The 22,231-nt window shown below is 68.0% G+C and carries 18 protein-coding genes; 11 read left to right on the forward strand and 7 right to left on the reverse strand.

Annotation, left to right across the window (positions count from 1 at the left end; all coding sequences use genetic code 11):
- Positions 1–9: 9 nt before the first annotated feature.
- A complete protein-coding gene (locus ACH0CP_RS04380; RefSeq protein ID WP_294444568.1) occupies positions 10–927 on the forward strand; it encodes an L-threonylcarbamoyladenylate synthase in 918 nt (305 codons plus the stop codon).
- A 3-nt stretch (positions 928–930) separates the two neighbouring features.
- Here the strand turns inward: ACH0CP_RS04380 and ACH0CP_RS04385 are convergent, their stop codons facing one another.
- Entirely contained in the window at positions 931–1,236 is a 306-nt protein-coding gene (locus tag ACH0CP_RS04385) for a hypothetical protein (RefSeq protein ID WP_294444569.1), read from the reverse strand.
- A gap of 4 nt (positions 1,237–1,240) precedes the next feature.
- Complete coding sequence (gene msrA / locus ACH0CP_RS04390) at positions 1,241–1,786, reverse strand: peptide-methionine (S)-S-oxide reductase MsrA (protein WP_046407003.1); 546 nt, start codon at positions 1,784–1,786, stop codon at positions 1,241–1,243.
- Between the two features lie 65 nt (positions 1,787–1,851).
- Between msrA and galE the strand changes: the two genes are divergently transcribed.
- Positions 1,852–2,865 carry a UDP-glucose 4-epimerase GalE gene (gene galE / locus ACH0CP_RS04395; RefSeq protein ID WP_406888374.1) on the forward strand — a complete coding sequence of 338 codons (1,014 nt, stop codon included), beginning with the start codon at positions 1,852–1,854 and terminating at the stop codon, positions 2,863–2,865.
- On the forward strand, positions 2,862–3,698 hold the full coding sequence (locus ACH0CP_RS04400; protein WP_294444572.1) for a CoA ester lyase: 837 nt from the start codon (positions 2,862–2,864) through the stop codon (positions 3,696–3,698). The genes galE and ACH0CP_RS04400 overlap by 4 nt, the downstream gene beginning before the upstream one ends.
- Positions 3,699–3,706: 8 nt before the next feature.
- On the opposite strand, the gene ACH0CP_RS04405 is transcribed toward ACH0CP_RS04400, so the two are convergent.
- Positions 3,707–4,048, reverse strand: a complete 342-nt coding sequence (locus ACH0CP_RS04405) for a hypothetical protein (protein ID WP_294444573.1) — start codon at positions 4,046–4,048, stop codon at positions 3,707–3,709.
- A 141-nt stretch (positions 4,049–4,189) separates the two neighbouring features.
- Here ACH0CP_RS04405 and ACH0CP_RS04410 point away from each other — a divergent pair, with 141 nt between their 5' ends.
- Entirely contained in the window at positions 4,190–5,347 is a 1,158-nt protein-coding gene (locus tag ACH0CP_RS04410; RefSeq protein ID WP_294444574.1) for an acyl-CoA dehydrogenase family protein, read from the forward strand.
- 119 nt (positions 5,348–5,466) lie between these two features.
- Positions 5,467–7,101: a long-chain-fatty-acid--CoA ligase gene (locus tag ACH0CP_RS04415; RefSeq protein WP_406888372.1), complete on the forward strand. Its 1,635-nt coding sequence runs from the start codon at positions 5,467–5,469 to the stop codon at positions 7,099–7,101.
- A gap of 36 nt (positions 7,102–7,137) precedes the next feature.
- Here ACH0CP_RS04415 and ACH0CP_RS04420 read toward each other — a convergent pair whose 3' ends face one another.
- The 3 genes from ACH0CP_RS04420 to ACH0CP_RS04430 all read right to left on the reverse strand — a co-directional run bounded on the left by ACH0CP_RS04420 (position 7,138) and on the right by ACH0CP_RS04430 (position 10,579).
- On the reverse strand, positions 7,138–7,863 hold the full coding sequence (locus tag ACH0CP_RS04420; RefSeq protein WP_294445191.1) for an HPP family protein: 726 nt from the start codon (positions 7,861–7,863) through the stop codon (positions 7,138–7,140).
- Between the two features lie 67 nt (positions 7,864–7,930).
- Positions 7,931–9,535, reverse strand: coding sequence for an alpha,alpha-trehalase TreA (gene treA / locus ACH0CP_RS04425; RefSeq protein WP_406875801.1), 1,605 nt, complete (start codon positions 9,533–9,535; stop codon positions 7,931–7,933).
- Between the two features lie 3 nt (positions 9,536–9,538).
- Positions 9,539–10,579 (reverse strand): alpha/beta hydrolase, encoded by a 1,041-nt coding sequence (locus ACH0CP_RS04430; protein WP_294443996.1) that lies wholly within the window; start codon positions 10,577–10,579, stop codon positions 9,539–9,541.
- Positions 10,580–10,743: 164 nt separating this feature from the next.
- Here ACH0CP_RS04430 and ACH0CP_RS04435 point away from each other — a divergent pair, with 164 nt between their 5' ends.
- The 5 genes from ACH0CP_RS04435 to ACH0CP_RS04455 all read left to right on the forward strand — a co-directional run bounded on the left by ACH0CP_RS04435 (position 10,744) and on the right by ACH0CP_RS04455 (position 19,249).
- Positions 10,744–13,227 carry a TonB-dependent receptor gene (locus ACH0CP_RS04435; RefSeq protein ID WP_294443995.1) on the forward strand — a complete coding sequence of 828 codons (2,484 nt, stop codon included), beginning with the start codon at positions 10,744–10,746 and terminating at the stop codon, positions 13,225–13,227.
- A 194-nt stretch (positions 13,228–13,421) separates the two neighbouring features.
- Positions 13,422–14,846 (forward strand): sulfatase, encoded by a 1,425-nt coding sequence (locus tag ACH0CP_RS04440; protein WP_294443994.1) that lies wholly within the window; start codon positions 13,422–13,424, stop codon positions 14,844–14,846.
- On the forward strand, positions 14,846–16,405 hold the full coding sequence (locus tag ACH0CP_RS04445; RefSeq protein ID WP_294443993.1) for a sulfatase: 1,560 nt from the start codon (positions 14,846–14,848) through the stop codon (positions 16,403–16,405). Before ACH0CP_RS04440 ends, ACH0CP_RS04445 begins: the two co-directional genes overlap by 1 nt.
- An 8-nt stretch (positions 16,406–16,413) precedes the next feature.
- A complete protein-coding gene (locus tag ACH0CP_RS04450) occupies positions 16,414–18,345 on the forward strand; it encodes a glycoside hydrolase domain-containing protein (RefSeq protein ID WP_406893880.1) in 1,932 nt (643 codons plus the stop codon).
- A gap of 259 nt (positions 18,346–18,604) precedes the next feature.
- Positions 18,605–19,249, forward strand: coding sequence for a hypothetical protein (locus tag ACH0CP_RS04455; protein ID WP_406875802.1), 645 nt, complete (start codon positions 18,605–18,607; stop codon positions 19,247–19,249).
- Between the two features lie 117 nt (positions 19,250–19,366).
- Here ACH0CP_RS04455 and ACH0CP_RS04460 read toward each other — a convergent pair whose 3' ends face one another.
- A complete protein-coding gene (locus tag ACH0CP_RS04460) occupies positions 19,367–20,434 on the reverse strand; it encodes a fatty acid desaturase (RefSeq protein WP_294443989.1) in 1,068 nt (355 codons plus the stop codon).
- A 315-nt stretch (positions 20,435–20,749) separates the two neighbouring features.
- Here ACH0CP_RS04460 and ACH0CP_RS04465 point away from each other — a divergent pair, with 315 nt between their 5' ends.
- Positions 20,750–22,192 carry a M48 family metalloprotease gene (locus ACH0CP_RS04465; RefSeq protein ID WP_294443986.1) on the forward strand — a complete coding sequence of 481 codons (1,443 nt, stop codon included), beginning with the start codon at positions 20,750–20,752 and terminating at the stop codon, positions 22,190–22,192.
- Positions 22,193–22,231: the final 39 nt, after the last annotated feature.

Genomic DNA, 22,231 nt, shown 5'->3' on the forward strand with positions numbered 1-22,231 from the left:
CGGCACGCGATGACGGCTCAAATCCCTCGAATCCTGCCCTTTGGTGATGCTGCGATCACCGAGGCGGCGGCGCTGATCCACGCGGGCGGGATCGTCGCCGTGCCGACGGAAACGGTATATGGGCTCGCCGCTGACGCAACCAATGCCGATGCCGTCGCGCGGATCTACGCCGCCAAGGGCCGGCCGAGCTTCAACCCGCTGATCGTCCACCTGCCCGATCGCGCCGCCGCCGAACGGATCGCATTGTTCGACGATGCCGCCCGCGCGCTCGCGAAGCGCTGGTGGCCGGGGCCCCTGACCCTCGTCCTGCCGCTGCGCCCCGACGCCGGGATCGCCGGCCTGGTGACCGCTGGCCTCGACACGATCGCGCTGCGGGTGCCCGCCCACCGCGCGATGCAGGCGCTGCTGCACGCCTCCGGCCGCCCGCTCGCCGCCCCCTCCGCCAACGCCAGCAACGCGATCAGCCCGACCCGCGCCGAACACGTCGCCGCCAGCCTCGGCACCCGCGTGCCGCTGATCATCGACGATGGCCCGACGATCGCCGGCCTTGAATCCACCATCGTCGGAAATGGCACGATCCTTCGCCCGGGCCCGATCACCGCGGAGCAGCTCGGCCTCGCAGCGGCCGTTCCCGGCCAGAAAGTGACTGCCCCCGGCCAGCTCGCCGCGCACTATGCGCCCGCCAAGCCGCTACGCCTCAACGCGACGGAGCGTGACGGCGACGAATGGCTGATCGGCTATGGCGATATCGCCGGCGATGACACGCTCTCGGCCGCCGGCGACCCGGTAGAGGCCGCCGCCCGCCTGTTCGACGCACTTCACCGCGCTGACACTGCCCCCCGGGCGAAGATCGCCATCGCCCCCGTGCCGGACGACGGTATCGGCGCCGCGATCAACGATCGCCTGCGCCGCGCCGCGCACCGCTAGTTCTCAGGCAAGCCGATAGGGCGACGGATCGCCCACCTCGTCGATCAATTGCGCCCGCGCCTCGGCCAGGCTGCGGCGATAGTCCGCTCCGAGCGTCCCGGGCGGCAACCCCCGTGCTGTCTCCAGCCCGTCAAGGATCGCCGCATCGTCCGCGTGCACGATGCGCCCGACCAGCGCATCCGCATCCTCCCCGATCTGCGCCGCCAGCACCCGCATCGTGCGGGCGCGCAGCCGGAACTCGAAGTCCACCAGCCGCGCGGTTTCGACCTCCGCCTTCTTCAGCAGCGCGGCGCGGAGGTCGAACGCCATCGCGTCAGGCGGAGACGGTCGCGGCCTTGGATCGCGCCGCGAAGCTCTTGCGCAGCTTCTGCAGCTTGGGCGGGATCACCGCCAGGCAGTACGGGTTCCGCTGGCCCTCGCCGTTCCAATATTCCTGGTGGTAATCCTCGGCCGGATACCATTCGTCGGCATATTCGATCGTGGTGACGATCGGCTTGTCATGGTCTTCCTGCGCCCGCGCGATCGCCTGGTTCGCCTGCTCCTCCTGCATCACCGTCATCGGGAAAATGGCGGAGCGGTATTGCGTGCCCACGTCATTGCCCTGGCGATTGAGCTGCGTCGGATCATGCGTCGCGAAGAAGATGTCGAGCAGGTCGCCATAGCTGATCTGCTGCGGATCGAAACCGACGCGGATCGCCTCGGCATGGCCGGTATCGCCGCTGCACACCTGCTTGTACGTCGGGTTGGGCACGGTGCCGCCGATATAGCCGCTCTCGACGCTTTCCACGCCGATCACGTCCTTGAACACGGCCTCGGTGCACCAGAAGCAGCCACCGGCAAGCGTCGCATATTCGGTCATGGATGCAGTCTCCTTTGCGGCCCATGTAGGAAGCCGCTAGGTCGCACGCAAAGAGGGAGATCGACATGGCGCTTGGCGGCGAAACTTTGGGCGGCAAGGTGATGGTGACGGGCGGGGCCGGCTATATCGGCAGCCACGCGGTGCTGGCGCTGCTCGATTCCGGCCATGACGTCGTCGTGATCGACAATCTCGTCACCGGGTTCGACTGGGCGGTCGATCCGCGCGCCGCCTTCGTCAACATCGCGGTCGAGGATCCGGGCGTGCGCGACGTGATCCGCGATCACAACGTCCGCGCGATCATGCATTTCGCCGGCTCGGTCGTGGTGCCGGAATCGGTCGAGAACCCGCTCAAATATTATCGCAACAACACCGCCGCGACGCGCAGCCTGATCGAAAGCGCGGTGGCCGAGGGCGTACCGCACTTCATCTTCTCATCGACCGCGGCGACCTACGGCAACCCGACGAAGTCGCCGATCACCGAGGCCGACCCGCAACTGCCCATCAATCCGTACGGCATGTCGAAGCTGATGACGGAGGCGATGCTGCGCGATGTCGCCGCTGTGCATCCGATGAACTATGGCGCGCTCCGCTACTTCAACGTCGCGGGCGCCGATCCGCAATCGCGCAGCGGCCAGTCCACCATTGGCGCCACCCACCTCATCAAGATCGCGGTCGAGGCGGCGACCGGCAAGCGCGCTGCCGTCGGCGTGTTCGGCACCGATTTCGCCACCCGCGACGGCACCGGTGTGCGCGACTACATCCACGTCTCCGACCTTGCCGATGCGCATGTCGCCGCCTTGAAGCAGCTGATCGCCGCCCCGACCGAAAGCTTCACCTTCAATTGCGGCTATGGGCGCGGCTTCTCGGTGCTCGAAGTGCTCGACGCGGTTGATCGCGTCACCAACATGACGATCGAGCGCCGCATCGAGGGCCGCCGCGCGGGCGACCCGGCGGAGCTGGTGGCGGATAACAGCGCGATCCTCGCCGGGCTCGACTGGCAGCCGAAGCGCGCCGATCTCGACGGCATCGTGCGCGATGCGCTCGCCTGGGAACGCAAGCTTGCGGAGATGGGTAAATGAAGCTTCGATCGCTCCTGTTCGTCCCCGGTGACCGGCCGGAACGCTTCCCCAAGGCAGTGGCGACCGGCGCTGACGCGCTGATCCTCGACCTCGAGGACGCCGTCGCCCCTGATCGCAAGCCCGAGGCGCGCGCCGCCGTCCGCGCCTGGATCGAGGCCCCGCGCGAGGATGGCCCGGCCATCTTCGTGCGCATCAACCCGATCGACAGCGACGATGTGGCCGCCGATCTGGAGGCGCTCGCCGGCCTGTCGCTCGACGGCATCGTCCTGCCCAAGGCGGAAGGGGCGTCCTCGGTCGCCACCCTCACCGATCGCCTGCCGGGCGATTACGCGATCCTGCCCGTCGCCAGCGAGACGGCCGCGGCGGTGTTCCAGCTCGGCACCTTCGGCAGCGTCGCGGGCCGCCTCGCCGGCGTCACCTGGGGCGCGGAGGATCTCCCCGCCGCGATCGGCGCGACCAGCGCGCGTGAGGAGGACGGCAGCTACACCGATCCCTATCGCGTGGTCCGTGCGCTCACCCTGTTCGGCGCGCACGCCGCCGGGGTGCCTGCGATCGAAACGGTGTTTCCCGATTTCCGTAACCTCGACGGTCTCGCCGCCTATGCGGCGCGCGGCCGCCGCGACGGGTTCACCGGCATGCTGGCGATCCACCCGACGCAGGTCGCCGTCATCAACCAGGCCTTCACGCCGAGCGAGGCCGAACTGGCGCACGCCCGCGCCGTCATCGCCGCGTTCGAGGCGAACCCCGGCGCCGGCGCGCTGCAGCTTGACGGCAAGATGATCGACGCCCCGCACCTGAAAAGCGCGCGCCGCCTGCTCGCGCTGGTCGATTAAAGGCCGCGCTATCGACCAGCCCGGCGCAGCGTCCTGTCGATCAGCCAGACGTGCAGCAACTGGCAAGCCACAAACAATGCGCCGATCCCGACGAACACCGGAAACACCAGATGCTCCTGGCCCGGTCGCGGCGCCACGTTGAGGAACAGCAAGGTCAACGCGGCGAGCATCGGGATCGACAGCGCAGGCATGAACGCCAGCGCCACACGCCGCGGCGCGGACCAGGTCACGTCCTCGTTCAGCAGCCATTGCATCGGCAGCCGGTCTTCACGTCGGAACCGCACGTTCGCCCACCGCGCCACGCCGAGCATCGCCGCGCCGTACACAACCGCAATGATGATCATGATCATGCGCCGGTCTCCCCTGAGGCAGCCTATCACGGCACGTGATCCGACGGAACGCACCGCGCGCTGCGCGCCGATAGGGCTGGCGACACGAAACGAAACACGACATTAGCGCCTCCATCTGACAACAATCATGCGGGAATGGGGATGACGAGAGGCCAGGAGATCGCCGCCAGGGTCGAGGCGTTCGTGCGCGAAAAGATCGTGCCGTTCGAGCGTGATCCGCGCTGCGGCACGCACGGGCCGTCCGACGAACTGGTGCAGGAAATGCGCGGGCTGGCGCGCGCGGCCGGCGTGCTGACGCCGCACATCCTGCCCGATGGCGGCCATCTGACCCACCGCGAAACCGCCGACGTGCTGCGCGCGTCGGGCCTGTCGCCGCTGGGCCCCCTTGCGGTAAACGTGATGGCGCCGGACGAGGGCAACATGTACCTCCTCGGCCAGAAAGCGAGCCCGGAACTCAAGGAACGCTTCCTCAAGCCGCTCGTCAGCGGCGAGGCGCGCAGCGCCTTCTTCATGACCGAGCCCGCAACCGATGGCGGCGCCGGTTCCGACCCGTCGATGATGCTGACCACCGCGGTTCGCGACGGCAATCACTGGGTCATCAACGGCCGCAAGACCTTCATCACCGGCGCCGATGGCGCGAAGGTCGGCATCGTCATGGCCAAGGCCGATGAGGGCGCGTCGATGTTCCTCGTCGACCTGCCCGATCCGGCGATCCGCATCGAGCGCGTTCTCGACACGATCGACAGCTCGATGCCCGGCGGCCACTCCGTGGTCACGATCGACAACCTCCGCGTGCCGGCCGACCAGATGCTGGGTGATCCCGGCGACGGCTTCAAGCTGGCGCAGGTCCGCCTGGCGCCCGCGCGGCTGACGCACTGCATGCGCTGGCATGGCGCCTGCGCCCGCGCGCATGAGATCGCGACCGATTATGCCAACCGCCGCCACGCCTTCGGCAAGCCGCTGGTCGACCATGAGGGTGTCGGTTTCATGCTGGCCGAGAACCTCATCGACCTGAAGCAGGCCGAGCTGATGATCGACTGGTGCGCCGACGTGCTCGACACCGGCGTGCTCGGCACGGTGGAAAGCTCGATGGCGAAGGTCGCCGTGTCCGAAGCGCTGATGCGCATCGCCGATCGCTGCGTCCAGGTGATGGGCGCGACGGGCGTCAGCGGCGACACAATCGTCGAGCAGGTGTTCCGCGAGGTGCGCGCCTTCCGCATCTATGACGGCCCCACTGAAGTCCACAAATGGAGCCTCGCGAAGAAGGTGAAGCGGGATTGGAAGGCAGCGCAGGGCTGATCCGCGCCCTGCTTCTTCCCCCCGGGCTTGACCGGGGGGCTCGCCTGTTCCAACCCTTGGAACGCCTGAGGGGCCGGCGATCCAGTCTTGGTGTCCCCTAATGTAGGAGAGTGTGAGTAATGCTGGGCCTGATGCAGTCGGGGCAACTGACCGTCGATACCTTCCTCGATCATGCCGCCACGTGGCAGCCGACGCGCGAAATCGTGTCGCGCGACGCCGCCGGCCATGTCACGCGCAGCAATTACGCCAGCATCCGCGACATGGCGAAGCAGGTGTCCGCCGCGCTCGCCCGCGCCGGCATTCGCCAGGGTGATCGCGTCGCCACCATGGGCTGGAACACGCATCGCCACATCGCCGCCTGGTATGGCGCCACCAACATGGGCGCGGTGCTGCACACGCTGAACCCGCGGCTGTTCCTCGAACAGATCGCCTATATCGCCAATCACGCCGGCGATCGCATCCTGTTCGCCGATCCGAACTGCGCCGAGACCGTCGCGCAATTGCTGCCGCAGGTGCCCTCGATAGAGCGAGTGATCTTCCTGTGCGACGCGGCCTCGATGCCGGCGACCGACTATGCCGCCACCGCCTTCGACGATTGGATCGCTGGCGAGCCGGCGGAATATGCCTGGGGCGGGTTCGACGAGAATCTCGCCTGCGGCCTCTGCTATACCAGCGGAACGACGGGTAACCCCAAGGGCGTGCTCTATTCGCACCGCTCCAATTACCTCCACACCATGCTGACGCTGCAGGCCGATGCGCTGGCGCTGTCGGCGCGCGACACGGTGCTGCTGGTCGTCCCGATGTACCATGCCAACGCCTGGGGCGTGGTCTATTCCGCCCCCGCCGTCGGCGCGAAGCTGGTGCTGCCGGGGCCGCGGATGGACGGCGAGTCGATCTGTGACCTGATCGAGGCGGAAGGCGTCACGTATTCCGCCGCCGTGCCCACCGTCTGGCAGGGGCTGCTGCAACATCTGCGCAGCTCGGGCCGGCGGATCGATTCACTGCAGCGCGTGACGATTGGCGGCTCCGCCGTGCCCGAGATGCTCGTCCGCGCCTTCCGCGACGAATATGGCGTCGAGGTGACGCAAGGCTGGGGGATGACCGAAACGTCCCCGCTCGCCACGCTCTCCACGCCCAGCGCCGAAGTCGCGGCGATGGACGAGGACGCGCGCGTCGCCCACACGATCAAGCAGGGCCGCCTGATGTGCGGGCTCAAGTTCAAGCTGACCGATGATGACGGCAATCCCCTGCCGCACGATGGGGAGACCTTCGGCCACCTCAAGATCAAGGGGCCGACGATCGTCTCCTCCTATTTCGGCGGCGAGGGCGGCGAGATCCTCGACGAGGAAGGCTATTTCGACACTGGCGACGTCGCGACGATCGATCAGCGCGGCTACATGCAGATCACCGATCGCGCGAAGGACGTGGTGAAGTCCGGTGGCGAATGGATCAGCTCGATCGAGATCGAGAATATCGCCCTCGGCCACCCCTCGGTCGCGCTCGCCGCCGTCATCGGCGTTGCGCACCCCAAGTGGGACGAGCGCCCGATCCTGCTGTGCCAGCTCAAGGTCGGCGAGGTCGCGACGGGCGATGATCTCCTCACCTTCCTCGAAGGCAAGATCGCCAAATGGTGGATGCCCGACGACGTCGTGTTCGTGGAGGAGATCCCGCTCGGCGCCACCGGCAAGATCGACAAGAAGCTGATCCGTCAGCGGATGGCCGATTACACGCTGCCGTTCGCGCAGGAGCGCTGAATCGCCAGCTGGGTGCGGACGAAGCGCAAAGCGCCATCAGCCTGTGTTTGTGCTTCGTCCTGCCGGCACCGGCTTCTGAACCGACCCGGGCGGCGCCGGCGCTCGCCCGCGGCGGCGTTCCGCATGCGCCTCGGCGCGTGACAGCAGCGCATCCAGATCCTCTCGGCTGATGTCGAAGCTCTCGTGCATGTCCCCCAGCGCCGCGTCGATGTCGGCGAGATGAAGGCCCGGCGGCAGTGCCGGCGCCGCGACCGGCTGGTGCGGGTATGACCGGCGGGTCACGCGGTGATAGGCGATGCCTAGAAGGACCAGCGCGATCGAATTGATCCCCACCGGCACGAAGGCGAAGCCGAAGCCCGCGGCGTGAATGCCGTTGCTTCCGATCACCGCGGTCAGCGCGGCCGCGCCGCCCGGCGGGTGGAGGCAGCGCAGCAATGACATGACGAGGATCGCCAGTCCCACCGCCACGCCGGACGCGATCATCACGTCCGGCACCAGCTTGAACACCGCAACGCCCACCAGGCTGGAAATCACGTTCCCGCCCACCACCGGCCAGGGCTGCGCCAGCGGGCTGGCAGGCACCGCGAACACCAGCACCGCGGATGCGCCAAGCGGCGCGACGATCACCGGCAGGTCGACCAGGTCGGAGGGCCAGAAGGCGCAGACGAAGATCGTCGCGGCGATGCCGATCGCGGCGCCCAGGCACGCGATCACGCGATCGGAAAGGTTCGCGCCGGCAAGTAATGGCTGGAAGATCGGCACCCTCGCACCCCGCAAAATGGCTGAGCGTGCCTGCCCTAGACACGCCGCCGCGCCGCGCGAAAGCGCTTCATTTCAGCGCCGCGCCATATTTTTCCAGGATTGCGCTGGCGACGCCGTTGGTCCAGCCGAAGCCGTCCTGCGTCGGATACTCGCCGCCGCCGCCGGGCTTGCGCTCGTCGACGTCATATTTCTCCAGCATCTTGCCGGTCTCGCCATAGGTGGTCGCCACCGTGTCGATCCAGCGCTTGGCGATCTCGCGCGCCAGGTCCGGCTGGCCGGACTTGTCGAAGCCGGCGATCGCCACCCATTGCAGCGGCGCCCAGCCGTTCGGCGCGTCCCATTGTTGCCCGGTGCGCAGCGGCGTCGTGCGCACCCCGCCGGGTGCCAGCAGCGTCCGGCGGGTCGTCGCGGCAACTGCCGCCGCCTGCTGCGGCGACGCGGCGCCGGCGAACAGCGGATAGAACATCGCGGCGGAAACCCGCGGCGTCGGCGAGCGCGTCGTCCGGTCCCAATCCGCGTAGCGGCCTTCCTTGGCCACCCAGAAATAGCGGTTCAGCGCCGCCTTGCGCTTGGCGGCGAGCCGGGTGAACTCCGCGGCGGTCGCCTGGTCTCCGGCCGCCGCGCTGCGCTTCGCGATCGCCTCCTCCATGATCAGCATCAGGCTGTTCAGGTCGACCGGCACGATGTCCGTTGTCCGGATCGAGGCCAGCCGCTGCGGGTCCGACAGCCAGCGGCTGCTATAGTCCCAGCCGCTTTCCGCGCCCGCGCGCAGGTGCCGGTACAGCGTCTCTGCCGGGCGCGATGGATCCTCCTTCGCGGTGATCAGATCCTCCGCATAGGATTCATCACGCGGCAGTGCGCGATCGTCCCAGTAGCGGTTGAGCAGCGTGCCGTCGGGCATCCGCACCACCCGCTCGCACGCGCCGCTCGCGTCGAGGCAATTGGCGCCCTTCATCCAATAGGCATATTCCCGCTTCAGCGCCGCCAACCGCCGCGCGGCGAGCGCGGGATCATCGTCCTTCGACAGATCCAGCATCAGCGCGAAGAACGGCGGCTGTGAGCGGCTGAGGTAATAGGTGCGCATGCCGTTCGGGATGTGGCCGTATCGCTCGATCGTGTCGGTAAAGTCGGCCAGCATGGATTCGATCAGCGGCTGCTGTCCGTCCACGGCGAGGCCCAGCATCGTGAAATAGCTGTCCCAGTAATAGATCTCGCGGAAGCGGCCGCCGGGCACCACGTACGGCGCCGTCATCGGCAGCGCGGAGCTGCCGGTCGCCACCGGCGCAGGCTGGCGCACCAGCATCGGCCACAGGTTGCGGATATGGCTGCGCAGGTCATCCGCCCCGCGGTCGTTGACGCCGGGCACCGTGAAATTCTCGAGCACGAAGGCGCGCAGCGCGTCGGGCGTCCTTGGCGCCACGCGCGCATAATCCGCCATGATCGCGTCCGGCGCGCGCTTGGGCACTGCATCGACGAAGGTCTTCCCGTCGGGGAAGATCCGCCCGACCTGCACCGCGCTGAACAGCGGCCCGTAAATGTCCGCCGGCGAGGGGCGCTGCTGCTGCTGCTGCTGCTGCTGCTGAGCCTGTTGCACCTGCTGCGCCGGCAGCGGGCCGGCGACCAGAGCGGTGGCGGCCAGCGCGGCGGCCAGCGCCCAATGCGAACGCATCATCTTCTACTTCCTCGAGCCTTGTGCCGTCCCCAGATGCCGATCGAAGAACCCGGCGACAAGCCGATATGCCTCGATCGATTCCGGCATGTCCGGCCAGACGAAGAAGGCATGGCCCAGCCCGTCGAACAGCTGCAGCTCGCTCGGCACGCCAAGCGCGGTCAGCTTGCGATGCTGCGCGGTGAGGATGCTGGCGGCGAAGTCGCGGCTGCCCGCCAGCTGCAGCACCGGCGGAAACGCCGCCATCACCGCGTCGTCGCCATAGGGATAGGCCAGCGGATCATCCGCCGCCACGCCGGCGAGATACGGCGTCGGCAGCGTGCTTGGCAGTGCGCCCTCGCGCATCGGCTTTCCCGCCGTCAGCGGATCCGACAGGTATGCGCTGTCGCCGGCATAAGCCGCGCCGGTGCCGCAGAAGGTGCCGATCGCGCCCGGCCGCGGCAGCTTCTCGCGCTGCAGCCACGCCACCGTCTGCGCGGTGATGATCCCGCCCGCCGAACAGCCGTAGATGCCGATATTCTCCGGCCGATAGCGCTTGAGGAGCGCGGCATAGACCGCCGCCACGTCCTGCGACGCGGCCGGGAAGCGATGTTCGGGCGCCAGGCGATAGTCGACCGTCACCACCTCGATCCCCATCGTGGCCGCGATCGGCACCGCCTCGACCAGCGCCCCGCTCCCCGCCCCCCACAGGAACGCGCCGCCATGCACGTTGATCAGCACGCGGTTCCGGTTGCGCGGGGCGACGCCCACCGCCGGCCGCACCACGTCCACCGCCACGCCGCCGATCGTCTCGCGCCGCTCCACGGTGCGGAAATGCCGCCGTATCTCGGCCAGCCGCTCGTCATTGTACCGGCCCCAGAAGGCGCGCGCGGCGTCGATGTCGTTGCCGAACTCGGGCGGCTTGATCGCCTGTTGCCGAATCATCACGCGTTTCGCTTCGGCACTCAACAGGCTGGACGGCGGCAGCGTCATCGCAGGTACCGTCACGTCCTGCGCGGCGAGCGGCGCAGCAAGAAGCAAGGAGAAGGCAAGGATGTGCTGTTTCATCGGCAACCTGAACTGTGGCGGGATGGCTACACTAGTCGATTGATCGCCCCGTTCCACCGCTAACCATGCCTTCCTTGATCGACTAAGCATCCTCCCAGCACTAAATACGCGCCTTCGAGCTGCCCGATCGAGAGTGCAGCCGACATCCGTTCAGGGGAACAGATATGCTTTCCACCATCACCTTCCGCCGTCTGATGATCGGCACGGCAAGCGGCGCCTTGCTCGCCGCCGCGCCTGCGATCGCGCAGACCGATCCCGCCGCCACGCAGGCCGCCAACAGCGCGCAGCGCGCCGAGCCCGAACAGGGCCTCGTCGACACCACGCAGCCGTCGGGCGAGGACATCATCGTCGTCGGCACCGCCGGCGGCGGGACGCGCCGCCAGGATGCGTCCTTCGCCGTCACCTCGCTCAGCAACGACGCGATCGAGCGCGCGGCGCCCAACAGCACCGCCGATCTCCTGCGCACCGTGCCGGGCGTCATGGCCGAAAGCTCGGGCGGCCAGAACGGCGCGAACATCTTCGTGCGCGGCTATCCCTCGGGCGGCGACGCGCAGTTCGTCACCTTCCAATATGCCGGCACCCCGGTCTTCCCGCCCTCGACGCTCTCGTTCCTCGAGAACTCGCAGCTGATCCGCCTCGACGAGACGGTGCAGCGCGTCGAGGCCGTGCGCGGCGGCACCGGTTCGCTGTTCTCCAATGGTCAGCCGGGCCTCACCGTCAACGTCGTGCCGCGCATCGGTGGTAACGAGCTGAAGGCGCTCGCGAAGCTGTCCTACACCGATTACGACGAGATCCGCGGCGACGCCTGGGTCTCGGGTCCGCTCGGCGAGGACACCGGCTTCATGGTCGGCGGCTATTACGCACAGGGCAACGGCATCCGCGATCCGCGCTTCCGCGCCGAAAAGGGCGGCCAGATCACCGCCAACATCCACCATGATTTCGGCGACAAGGGCTCGGTCGAGGTCTATGCCCGCTATCTGAACGATCGCGGCCAGTGGCTGCTGCCGATCCCGATCATCTCCAACGCCCAGGGCGACATTTCCGAATATCCCGGCTTCCCGGCCGGCACCGGCACGCTCCTCGGGCCGGACACGCGCGTCACCACCAACGTCGTCGGCCGCACCGTCGATCTGGAGAAGGGCCGCGGCGCGAACGTCATCAACACCGGCATCAACTTCGAATATGAAGTGGCCGACGGCCTTCGCCTGCGTGAGCGGACGAGCTACCTCGGCGGCAACGCCAACACCTTCGGCCTCGTGCCGGTCGAGGCGCCGGTTACGGCCGCCGCGATGGCGGTGACGCTGGGCGGCGCCGGCTCGACGGTCGATTCGCTCACTTATGCCACGGCCGGCGGCGCGGTCGCCGGCGGCGCGGACGCCCGCGTGATGCGCGCCGGCATCTGGGAAGTGCGCAAGAAGATCTCGTCCTTCGTCTCGGATTCGGCGTTCGAGTGGACGGCTGGCAACAACAAGCTGACCGGCGGCTTCTATTACGCGAACTACACCTCGCGTGATCAGTGGGCGCTCGGCAACCAGGTGCTGCTCGCCGCGGAGCCGAACGCACGCCGCCTCAACATGACGCTGAACGGCGGCCGAGCGGCGACGCTCAACGGCTTCTCGAGCGGGCCGGCCTTCCAGGTCCGCGCCTTCTACGAGGGTGAGGATTACGCCTTCTACGCGGTCGACGAGTTCCAGATCACGCCGGAACTGCGCATCGACGGCGGCCTGCGCTGGCAGCGCCACCTGATCGACGCGACGATCAGCACGCCGATCGCGGGCGGCAACATCAACCTCGATGGCAATCCGCTGACGCTGTACGACAATTCGGTCACCGTGCTCGGCGCGCCGCGCTACGTCAGCTACCGCAACGATGCCTGGTCGTGGACGGCCGGCGCGAACTACGATTTCAATCGCGAGATCGGCGTCTTCGCCCGCTACAGCCGCGGCAACAGCTTCCCGCAGTTCGACAATCTGCGCGAAGCCTCGGCGATCAACATTGCCGACAAGACCGGCCTTGCCGCCACCGCGGAAGTCGACACCTACGAAGGCGGCGTGAAGGTCTCGACCGGGATCGCCAATCTCTACGCAACCGTGTTCCACAACCGGTTCAAGGGCCTCGCCACCACCACGCTGATCAACAACGTGCCGACCAGCTCGAACGGCGGCGCGAAGGCGACCGGCGTCGAAGTGGAAGGCGCGATCCGGCCAACCTCGTGGTTCAGCATCACCGCTGCCGGCACCTATCTCGACGCGAAGTACCGGGATTTCTTCACCGGCAACGGCGCGATCGACAACACCGGCAACCGGGTGCAGCGCCAGCCGAAATGGGCATGGCGCGTGACGCCCGCGGTTGACGTCGACGTCGGCAACATCCGCCCGTCGCTGTTCGCCACGCTGCAATACACCGGCGATCGCTTCTCCGATCCGGAGAACCTGCAGCTGCTGCCGCACTTCTATCAGCTGGATGCCGGCGTCTCGGTGCTGCTCAACGAGCGGATCCGCCTGCAGGTCACCGGCAACAACCTGACGGACGAGATCGGCCTCACTGAAGGCAATCCGCGGATCATCGGTGGCCAGGGCACGGGGGCGATCCTCGCCCGTCCGATCCTCGGCCGCTCGTTCCGCTTCAGCGCGGCGGTGGAGTTCTGATCGAACACCACTGATCTAGCCTGAACCTTCGTCACCCCGGGCTCGGCCCCGGGTCCCGCTTCCTCGCCAACCCGCGAGAGGCAGGATCCCGCGCCGATCCCGGGGTGACGTTCGTTCAGGCCCAGCCGCTCCCGCATTCCCGTCTCCGCATTCCTTTCTTCGCGCGCGCCGCCTGTGCCGCTATCGTTGCGATCATGGATCGACGTAACGTCTTGAAGGGCATGGCCGGCATCGCCGCCGCCAGCGCCGCCCCGGCCTTTGCTCAGGCCGTCACCCCGCCGGGGAAGAAGCAGCGCAATGTCCTCTTGCTGATCTCCGACGATCAGGGCCTTGATCTTGGCTGCTATGGCGTTGCGGTGAAGACGCCGCGGCTTGATCGCCTCGCGCGCGGCGGCACGCTCTTCCGCCACGGCTATGCCGCCGTTTCCTCGTGCAGCCCTAGCCGCGCGGTGATCAACACCGGGCTCTACACGCATCAGAACGGCATGTACGGCCTGCAGCACGACGTGCATCATCAGTCGCTGCTGCCGGGGATCGAAACGCTGCCCGCGATGCTGCGCCGCGCCGGCTATGCCACCGCGCTCGTCGGCAAGAAGCATGTCGGGCCGGACAGCGCCTTTCCCTATGAGGCGGAACTGGTGCCCGAGCGGGGCGGCATCCGCGACGTGCGCGAACTCGCCATCGCCGCGGCGAGCTTCATCCGCTCGACGGACGAGCGGCCCTTCTTCGTCACCATCGCGTACAGCGATCCGCATCGCGCCGCGGTGGACTACGGCAACGATCGTGCCTGGCCGGGCGTGAAGCCGGAAAGCTATGATCCGCGCCGCGTGCAGATCCCGTCGCATCTGCCCGATCTTCCGGCCGTGCGGCAGGACATCGCAGAATATTATGAATCGCTCAGCCGCCTCGACGCCGGCGTCGGCATGATCCTCGATGATCTCGCCGCCACCGGCCGCGCCGATGATACGTTGGTGATCTTCCTCAGCGACAACGGCCGCCCCTTCCCCGGTGCGAAAACCAACCTCTACGATGCCGGCCTCCACCTGCCGCTCATCGTCCACGCGCCGGGCAGCGCCCCGGCGGTGAACGACGCGATGGTCAGCTGGACGGACATCGCTCCCACCGTGCTCGACTGGACCGGCGTCGCCCCGCCTGCCGCCTACAAGCTGTCCGGCACGTCATTGCTGCCGATCCTCGGCAAGGCCGGCGATCCCGCGCGCGACGCCGTGGTCGCCAGCCACGATTTTCACGAGATCAACCAATATTATCCGATGCGCAGCATCCGCACGCGCACTCACAATTACATCCTCAACCTCGCGTGGCAGCTGCCGTACCCGATCGCCGGGGACGTGGCGGGCTCGCCATCGTGGAAGGCGATCAGCGCCGATCCCGCCCTCCCGCTCGGCAAGCGCAGCCAGGCGGCGTACCTTCAGCGCCCGGCGGAGGAATTGTACGATCTCACCCGCGATCCGGACGAGCTGGTGAACGTCGCCGCCGATCCTGCCTATGCCGCGATCAAGGCCCAGCTCGCCGAGCGGCTGCGCGCCATCCGAGGCGAGACCCGCGACCCCTGGCTCGCCGGGCAGACCGATCCTTACTCCCACGTGGGCCAACATTGATGACCAAGGGTATCGACCGCCGCGGCGTGCTTCTCGCCGGCACCGGGGGCGCCTTCGGCCTCTACAGCTTCGCCGCCGGCGCCGCGCCTGCGACGAAGCAATTGAAGCTGCACCGCAAGGCCGGCGTGAAGCCCAAGAACATCCTCGTCATCCTCACCGACGATCATCGGTATGACGCGATGGGCTTCATGAAGGCGCAGGATTTCGGCGAGACGCCGACGCTCGATCGCCTGGCGCGCGAGGGCATTCATTTCCGCAACGCCTTCGTCACCACCGCGCTCTGCTCGCCCAGCCGCGCCTCGATCTTCACCGGCCTCTATGCGCACCAGCATCGCGTGGTGGACAACAATCACCCGATCCCGCCCGGCCTCACTTACTATCCCGAATATCTCCAAGCCGCGGGTTATGAGACCGCGTTCATCGGCAAGTGGCACATGGGGATCGAGACGGATTCGCCGCAGCCCGGCTTCGATCACTGGGTCAGCTTCAAGGGCCAGGGCTATTATCTGCCGCACCCCGACGGGCTCAACGTCAACGGCCGGCATGTCCCGCAGAAGGGCTATATCACTGACGAGCTGACCGACTACGCGCTCGACTGGATCGGCCAGAGCGATGGAAAGAAGCCGTGGATGATGCACCTCGCGCACAAGGCGGTGCATTCCGAATTCATCCCGGCGGAACGCCACAAGGGCCGCTACGACAAGGAAACGTTCCGCTATCCGGCGAACATGAAGCCGGGCGTTCCCGGCCGCCCGATGTGGGTTGAGAACCAGCGCAACAGCTGGCACGGCGTCGACTATCCGTACCACGGCACGCTCGACATCGGGGATTATTACAAGCGCTACATGGAAACGCTGCTGGCGGTGGACGAAGGCATCGCGCGGATCATGGATCTGCTCGACCAGCGCGGCGAACTCGATGACACGCTGATCCTCTACATGGGCGACAATGGCTTCATGTTCGGCGAACACGGCCTGATCGACAAGCGCGCGGCTTATGAGGAATCGATGCGCGTGCCGATGCTGATGCGCTGCCCGTCGCTGTTCGGCGCCGGCACCGTCGAACAGGTCGTCGCCAACATCGATGTCGCCCCCACCATGCTCGCCGCCGCCGGGCTGGAGGCGCCGGACGGCCTCGCGGGATCGAACATGCTCCCGCTGGTCACCGTCCCGCCGGCAAGCGGCGGCGCGGCCGAGGTGCCGTGGCGCAAGGAACTGATGTACGAATATTACTGGGAACGGAATTTCCCGCAGACGCCGACCGTCCACGCGCTGCGCGAGGATCGTTACAAGTACATCCACTTCCATGGCATCTGGGACCTCGACGAGCTCTACGACCTCGCCGCCGACCCGCACGAGAACGACAATCTCCTCGCCCGCCCCGGCCATGAGGATCTCGCCGAACGCATGAGCGCCAAGCTCTTCCGGCTGCTCGAAGAAACCAACGGCATGCAGATCCCGCTGAGCGCCGACGCTGGCGAGCGCAACGAACTGCGCGATCCAAACGGCCCCGCCATGGCGCCATTCCCGGCCAGTTTCTTCCGTCCGCCGCACAAGTGATACCGATGATGCTCGTTTGCCGCGCGCGATGGCACCGCGTCTGCACGGCTTTCGCGGCCGCCACCGCCCTCCTCGTCGCCGCGCCCGCGGCCGCGCGGGAGAAGGCAGTCGACCTCGTCGATCCCTTCGTCGGCACGCTCGGTGATTTCGGCCAGCTCACCCCCGCCGCCGTCGCACCCTACGGCATGGTGCAGCTGGGCCCGGACACGCATCCCAAGAACCACGCAGGCTATGACTTCGCCGCCCGCCAGCTACGCGGCTTCTCGCACACCCGCGCGGTCGGCGTCGGCTGCGGCGGCGGCGGCGGCGACTTGCTCGTCTCGCTGCTTCCCGAAGGCGCCCCGCCGCTCGCCGCGTTCGACAAGGCAAGCGAGCGCGCCTCCGCCGGCCGCTACCGCGTCAGTTACGCCAACGGCATCACCGCAGAGATGACGGCGACGCGCGGCGCCGGCCTGCTGCGCTTCACCGTGACGAAGCCCGGCCGCTACCTCCTCCGGCTCGACGCGGCGAACGCCTATACCCGCCGCCACGCCGCGACCATCACCGCGGTTCTTCGCGCCAGCATGACCGCGGGCACCGTGTGCGACGAGGGCGCGTACACCATCCACAGCGCCAGCCGCGTCACGATCGACGGCCGACCGGCCCCCCTCGCCACCGTTACCGGCGCCGCCGCCACCCTGCCGCTCACCCTCAGGCGCGGCGCGGTGGTGGAGGTGCGCACCGGCCTCTCCACCGTCGATCCCGCCGCCGCGGCAATGGTGCGCGATACCGAGCTCGGCGCCCGCCCCTTCGCCACCGTCCTCGCCGCCACCCGCGCGCGCTGGCAGCACGAGCTCTCCCGCCTCGACGTCTCCGCCCCGCGCGAACGCCGCGCGCTCTTCTACACCTCGCTCTACCGCGTCATGCAGACGCCGGTCGCGATCCAGGATCCGGACGGCCGCCACCGCGGCAGCGACGGGCGCATCCACCGCTCCCTTCCGGGCGAGACGCGCTACGCCAGCTGGGCGCTGTGGGACAATTACCGCACCCAGCTCCCGCTCATCGCGCTCATCGATCCCGCCCGCGCCGCGGACATCGCCCGCTCGCTCGTCGCGCTCTACGGCGAGGGCAAGCAGCGCTGGGCGACGCGAACCGAGCCCTTCCTCACCGTCCGTACCGAGCATGCCGGCGTCGCGCTGCTCGATTTCCGCCGCCGCGGCATCACCGGCTTCGACGCCCGCGCCGCGCTCGACGGCATGGTGCGCGAATCCGACACGCTCCAGCGCGACACGCCCGATCAGCAGATCGAGGCGGCCTATGACGACTGGGCCATTGCGGAGCTCGCCGCCGATCTCGGCGACACCGCCACCGCCGCCCGCTTCCGCGCGAAGGCGCTCGCATACCGCCCGATGTGGCGCGCCACCTTCGAAAACCTCGGCGCCGACGCGGACGTGGTGAAGGCGCGCGGCCTCTATCAGGGCACCTTGTGGCAATATCGCTGGGCGCCGGTGTTCGATCTCGACTGGATGGTGGAGACGCTCGGCCGGGACCGCTTCCTGCGCGAACTCGACACCTTCTTCGCCCGCGGCCTCTACAACATGACCAACCAGCCGGACATCCACGTCCCGTGGCTCTACGCCGCACTCGGCCGGCCGGCGGCGACCAGCGCGATCGTCCACCGCTACCTCACCCAGCCGGTCGATCACCCTTATGCCAACGAGGGCAAGCGCCCGCAGCCCTGGCACGGCCGCAGCTTCGCCCTCGCGCCGCAGGGCTTCGCGGAGGGCATGGATGATGACGCCGGCGCGATGACGGCGTGGTACGTCTGGGGCAGCCTCGGCCTCTACCCGATCGTGCCCGGCACGCCGCGCCTCGTCGCCGCCACCGCGCTGGTCAGCCGCGCCACCCTGCGCCGCGACGACGGCACGCGCGTGCCGCTGGTCCCCGCCCCGCACCCCTGAGCCGCGCCGCCCCATCCTCCCGGGCGGCGCTCTGTCCTACACGCCGCCGTTCGCGCAACGTTCCGCCCCATGGAACCGCCCGCTCTCATCCCCGCCGATCTCCCCGATCCGCTCGCCTTCACCCCCCCTCCCCCGCAAGAAGCGGCACAACGGCTGGACGGCGGAGCGGCAGCGCGGCTTCATCCGCGCGCTCGCCGAAACCGGATCGGTAAAGGCCGCCGCCCGCCGCATCGGCAAAACCACGGAGGGCGCGTACCAGATGCGCCTGCACCCCGGCGCCGACAGCTTCCGCGCCGCGTGGGAGGCCGCGCTCGCCAGCGGCGTCCAGCGCCTCACCGATATCGCCATGGAGCGCGCGGTGGAGGGCGTCCCTATCCCCGTCTTCCACAAGGGCGAGCAGGTCGGCGAGCGCCGCTGGTACAATGATCGCTTGCTGATGTTCATGCTGAAGCACCACCAGCCCGATCGCTACGGCCACGCCCCCCTGCGCCCCGGCACCAAGCACCCCGATACGCTCGCCCACGAGGCGGCCGCCGAATGCCCCGTCTGCAAGGCCCGCGCGAACAAGGACCCGCGGCAGGCCGAGGCGACGAAGGAGATGAGCGAGAAGGACAAGGAGGAATTCCTCGTCCACCTCATGCGCACCTATGAGATGAAGATCGCCGCGGAACGCTGCGCCCGGCTCGACGGAGACATCGTCGCGGCGGACCTCTACATCCGCCAGCTCACCTTCTTCGAGCTGATCCTTGAAGGCTGCGGCAAGGGGATGGACGTCATCGATCTCCACACCCGCCGAGGGCGACCGGGACGTCAACTGCGGCCCGCTCCGCTTTTACGTCGGTCCGTATGCAGGAGCTGGTCGAGCTCCATGACCGGCCCGAAGCTTTGTCCCGCCGGGCTTTGATTGTTGCCGTCGCACATGAGCCGGGCGGCCAATCCGCCTCTCGATGCATTTACGACGGAGGATACGGCGCGTACCCTTATTTCCCGCTGCGCAAAAATCGCCGCGATTGCAGCAGCGTCAGGCCTTGGCACGCGCCTCCGTAAAGGACACCAGCCGCCCGGCCGTCTCGTCCCACAGCACCAGCCGCACCGATTTCAGGCTCTGCTTCACCGTCAGGCGGTTGATCTGGGCGAGCTCCGGTAGCGCGCGAACCACCTTGGGCAGTCGATAGAAGGGGATGTTGCTGCAGAGGTGGTGAATCTGGTGCAGCCCGATGTTGGCGGTGAACCAGCGCAGCACCGGCGGCAGCGCATAATGCGAGCTGCCGTAGAGCGCGGCCTCGTGGAAGCTCCAGCGCTGGCTCTGCTGCCAATAGGTGTGCTCGAACTGGTGCTGGACGTAGAACAGCCACACGCCCACCGTCGCCGCGATCAGCGTGATCGGCAGCTGGATCAGCAGGAACGCCTTGATCCCCACCGTCAGGATCAGCGCGGTGGCGAGCGCGGCAATCGCGATATTGGTGCCCATCGTGCTCGCCCACGGCCGCCAACCGCCGCGCATCAAACCGAGCGGCAGGCGATAGCGAAGGAAGAACAGATACGCCGGCCCGATCCCGAACATGACGAGCGGGCTGCGATACAGGCGATAGCGGAACCGTCCCCAGCGGGTGAGCGACGCGAACTCGCGCACCGTCAGCGTGTCGACATCGCCGATCCCGCGCCGGTCGAGGTTGCCCGTCCCCGCATGATGCATCGCGTGCGTGCGGCGCCAGAAATCATAGGGGCTGAGCGTCAGCACGCCGATGCACCGGCCCACCCAGTCGTTCGCGCGCCGCCCCTTGAAGAAGGCGCCGTGCCCGCAATCATGCTGGATCAGGAACAGGCGAAGGAGGAAGCCCGCGGCGGGAACCGCCAGCAGCAGCGTCAGCCCGTAATGCACGTCGAGCGACAGCCACATCAGGATCCACAGCACCGCCAGCGGCGCCGCGCTCACCGCCAGTTCCGCAACCCCGCGCGCATTGTTCGGCTCACGAAAGGCCGCCACCTGGCGGGCAATCGTCTTCAGATCGAGCGCGAGCTCGGCCGGAGCGCCGGGCGCTCCCGCATGAGAAGCGTCCGCGGGAACGGTCGATGTCGGCAGATACATGGATTCGGGGGAACTCTCAGGGGCGTACGCCGGGCGGCGTGATTCAAGGCGTACGATACTCTAGATGCTGGAGGCCCGTTTGCGAACCGTTTTTCCGTTGCGCCCGGCACGGCCTGTCGCGAAGGCCGCCCGGCCCGCATGGGAGTCGACAGCGAGACGACGCATCGAACTCCTTTCGCGTTCAGCCGTTCGGCACAGGCGTTCAGGAGGCGTGATGTTCTTCCTCTTTTCCCGAAAGCTGGGTTGTGCCGGCTCGCTCGCGTTGTCGGCCGGCGTTTCGCTGTTGCTGCTCGCGCTCCTGGGCTGGCTGTGACGATGCGCCGCGCGCTGTTGTCGCTGGCCATGAGCGCCTGCCTCCTCCAGGCGTGCAGCCGCCCGGAGCCACCGCCCGAGGTTACCGAGGAGGAACACGCCTATGGCGCGGCGGTCCATCCGGAGCTTCTGGCGGGGTTCGGCGGTCCCTATCGGGGCGAGGAAGCGGCCTATGTCGCCGCGGTGGGTGAGCGGGTGGCCGCCGCCGCGGGGCTGCCGGGCCAATGCACCTTCACCCTCGTCAACAGCGACGTACCCAACGCCTTCGCCGTCCCCGGCTGCTTCATCTACGTCACCCGCGGCCTGCTCGCGATCGTTACCAGCGAGGCGGAACTCGCCTCGGTGCTGGGCCATGAGGTCGGCCATATCGCCGGCCGCCACGCGCAGCGCCAGGAACGCCGCTCGATCTGGCGCACGCTTGGCGTCATCGCGGCAAGCGTCACCGGGTCGGAGCGGCTGACCCGGCTCGCCAACCAGGCCGCGCAATATCTTGGGCAGCGCTATTCGCGGGCGCAGGAATATGAAGCGGACGATCTCAGCGTCGATTACCTGCGCCGTGCCGGCTATGACGTCTACGAGGCGGCGGACATGCTGTCGGCGCTCCAGCGACAGGAACAATATCTCACCGCCACGTCGGGGCGGGACAGTGCCCGCGGCGTCCCGGAATGGGCGCTGAGCCACCCGCTGACGAAGCGCCGCATCGAGCGCGCGGAAGCCGCGGCGCGCAAGACCGGCCTTGCCGACAACGAACTGCCGGACAATGCCGCGCGCTATTTCGCGGAAGTCGATGGCCTCCTTTACGGCGACGATCCCGAACAGGGTTTCGTCCTCGGCCGGCGCTTTGCGCATCCGATCATGCGGATCTCGTTCGAGGCCCCGCCGGGCTTCTCGCTCACCAATGCGCCGGACGCGATCAGCATCCAGGGGCCGGACGGGATCTCCGGCGAATTCGGCGGCGGGCCGCTCGTCGCCGGCAACCTCGGCTTGTATGCCGAGCGCCTGGCCGCGCACATCGTTGGTGCCGCGCATGGCGAAGTGGCCGATGTGACGCGCACCGTGATCAACGGCCTTCCCGCGATCATCATGCAGATCAACGTCGCGGTGCAGAACGGCTACGTGCCGCTCGCCATCGCCGTTTATGACGGCGGCGACGGGCAGGCGTACCACTTCATCATCGCCTCGCCCCCGGCCGATCGTTCAGCCGCTGCGATCGCCAGCCTGTTCCGCTCGTTCCGCATGCTCACGCCGGCCGAGGCGGCGGCGCTTCGCCCGCGTTTCGTACGAACCGTCATTGCCGGACAGGGTGACACGACGGAATCGCTGGTTCGACGCGTCGCCGATCCCGCGCCACGCGCCTTGTTCGAATTGTTGAACGGTCGGCCAGCCGATCAGCCGATCCGTCCGGGCGAGCCAGTCAAGATCGTCACCTTCGCCGGCAGCAACTGAGGCTTGACGCCGCCCGCTTCCTTCCGGAAGCTCCGCATC

It is taken from the genome of Sphingomonas sp. 179-I 2A4 NHS (genome assembly GCF_045369135.1).
In the GTDB taxonomy this organism is placed as follows: Bacteria; Pseudomonadota; Alphaproteobacteria; order Sphingomonadales; family Sphingomonadaceae; genus Sphingomonas.